A 2,616-nucleotide genomic window follows, 5' to 3' on the forward strand; every position below is an offset into this window, starting at 1 on the left:
CGGGTACTGAGCTCGACCGCCGCCATGCTCGGCACCGACCTGGCCGGACTCGACCACCTCGCCCTGGGAGCGCGCCCAGGCGCGGACGGGGTCGTCCTGCTGCCCTACCTGGACGGGGAGCGCACGCCCCAACTGCCCGAGGCGACCGGTTCACTGCACGGGTTGCGCCGCGACAACATGACCCCCGCCAACATCGCCCGCGCCGCGGTGGAGGGCATGTTGTGCGGCCTGGCCGACGGCTTGGCCGCCCTCGCGGACCAAGGGGTGCCCACCGAACGCGTGCTGTTGGTGGGTGGTGGTGCCCGTTCCGCCGCGGTCCGCGCCATCGCCCCCATCGTGCTGGGAGCGCCCGTGGTGGTGCCACCCGCCGCCGAGTACGTGGCCCTGGGCGCCGCTCGCCAGGCCGCCTGGGCGCTGTCCGGACAGGAGCAGCCGCCGACCTGGACACTGGGCGCTCCCGAGGAGGAGGCCGCGCACACCTTCGAGGCCGGTAGGGAGTTGCGCGAGCGCTACGCGGGCTTCCGTGAGGCCGTCCACGGCCTCTAGCGCCCCACGAACCACCGGGCCGAGCGGGTCCGGGCGGCCGAGCGGGCCGCCCGGACCACCGCTCTCAAGTCGACTGGGAAAGGGTCTATCTTCGGGGGATGGATCATCGAGGAGAGTTTCGTCGAGCAGCACTCGAGTCGGGCGTCCCGGACGCCGAGATCGACAGGTTCAGCCGGCACCTGCGTTTGGCGATCGGGTTGTGCGGGCGTGGCGATGGTTCTCCGGTCGGGCACATCGGCGGGGCGCCCCGGCTGCCGGTGGGCATGAAGTGGCCGTCCGCCGGGGACGTTCCGTTGCCGCTGCTCCTCTCCGTCGATTGTGGGGCGCTGCCGAGGATCGAGGGCTTCGACCTACCGGCGAACGGGACGCTGCTCTTCTTCGTTCACAAAGAGAGGGACTTCCTCGAATCACGGGCCGATCCGGGACGGTACGCACGAGTGGTGTACGTGCCCGACGGCACCGAAACCGAGGTCGTACGGCCCCCCGACCCCGCGTGTGTCGGTGAGCGGATCGACCTCTGCGCCGAACTCAGGGCCGAGCTCCCCCTTTGGCTCGAGGAGCGCGACGAGGACGAGGACTGGCACGAGTTCTGGGAGGACCTGGAGTGGGACGACATGTCCCCCTTCCAGCAGCGGTTGGCCCGATACGTGGAGCGTGAACTGCCCCACCTGGACGAACTGCGGTCCTTGGCCTACGACCTCTGGTCGTCCAGCGCCTACCTGGTCATCGGCGGGTACGCCGATGACGACACGACGTTCGACGACCTCATGGCCAAGACCCTCGCCAAGGGAGAGTCGTTCCCCTATCCGGACGAGGACGCGTTCCGGCTGGTGAGCGAGTGGATACCGCTCGCCAACGAAGGACGGATCTACGAGGAGTACTACACGAAATTCATGATCCGTCACGACGACCTGGCCGCCGCTCGGTGGGACAAGGCGCTGACCGTGACCATCTTCGACGCCCCGTGACCACCTTCGACGCACCTGTACGCACATGAGCCGTGAAGCGTTGCTCCGATGCCGCCTCATCAACACGGGACCACCATGACCACCACCGGACGGGACCACACCATGACCGACACCGGGCCGCGCCGACTGGGCGGCTCCGAACTGTACGTACACCCGCTGAACCTGGGCGGCAACGTCTTCGGCTGGACGGCCGACGAGACCACCTCCTTCGCGATCCTGGACGCCTACCGGGACGCCGGCGGTAACTTCGTCGACACCGCCGACTCCTATTCGGTCTGGGCCGAGGGGCACACCGGCGGGGAATCGGAGACCATCATCGGCCGTTGGCTGGCCGCGCGCGGGCGCCCCGACGACTTCCTGGTGGCCACCAAGGTCAGCAAGCACCCCCGCTTCCCCGGCCTGGGCGCCGACAACGTCCACGCCGCCGCGAATGCCTCCCTCCAGCGGCTGGGCGTGGAGGTGATCGACCTGTACTACGCGCACTTCGACGACCCCGACACCCCGATCGTCGAGAGCGCCGCCGCCTTCTCCGCCCTGGTCGACCAGGGCAAGGTGCGCTCGATCGGATTGTCCAACCACAGTCCCGAGCGCATCGCCGAGTGGCTGCGGATCTGTGACGCCGAAGGTCTGCACCGGCCGGTGTGCGTGCAGCCCCAGTACAACCTGGTGGAACGCGGGATCGAGGCGGACCTGGTGCCGCTGGCCCAGAAGGAGGACCTGGCGCTGCTGCCGTACTTCGGGCTGGCCCGGGGGTTCCTCACCGGCAAGTACCGTCATGGGAACGAGGACGTGAGTCCGCGTGCGGCCAAGGCCCGCGCCTACCTGGACACCGAGCGTGGCCCGAAGGTGTTGGCGGCCTTGGACGGGATCGCCGCCGAGCGTTCGGTGGCGCCGTCCACGGTGGCGTTGGCCTGGTTGGTGGAGCGCCCCGCCGTGGCGTCGGTGCTCTCCAGCGCCCGCGACCTGGATCAGCTTCAGGGACTGCTGGCGTTGAACGAGTTCCGGTTGAGCCCCGAGGAGGCCGCGCGACTGACCCAGGCCTCGGCCTGAGCCCGTGAAGAGGTGACCGGACGGTGGAACCGAGTGGCGGGGGCGGCGGGGG

The 2,616-nt window shown here is 69.6% G+C and carries 3 protein-coding genes; all 3 read left to right on the forward strand.

Going from position 1 to position 2,616, the window contains the following annotated elements; translation table 11 throughout:
• The coding region (locus tag D472_RS0110110) for an FGGY-family carbohydrate kinase (protein ID WP_017604365.1) at positions 1 to 546 on the forward strand (546 nt) is incomplete at its 5' end.
• A 98-nt stretch (positions 547 to 644) separates the two neighbouring features.
• A complete protein-coding gene (locus D472_RS0110115) occupies positions 645 to 1,514 on the forward strand; it encodes a DUF1963 domain-containing protein (RefSeq protein WP_017604366.1) in 870 nt (289 codons plus the stop codon).
• Between the two features lie 75 nt (positions 1,515 to 1,589).
• Positions 1,590 to 2,564, forward strand: a complete 975-nt coding sequence (locus tag D472_RS0110120) for an aldo/keto reductase (RefSeq protein WP_239642950.1) — start codon at positions 1,590 to 1,592, stop codon at positions 2,562 to 2,564.
• Positions 2,565 to 2,616: the final 52 nt, after the last annotated feature.

This window comes from Nocardiopsis alkaliphila YIM 80379 (assembly GCF_000341005.1).
Taxonomy (GTDB): Bacteria; Actinomycetota; Actinomycetes; order Streptosporangiales; family Streptosporangiaceae; genus Nocardiopsis; species Nocardiopsis alkaliphila.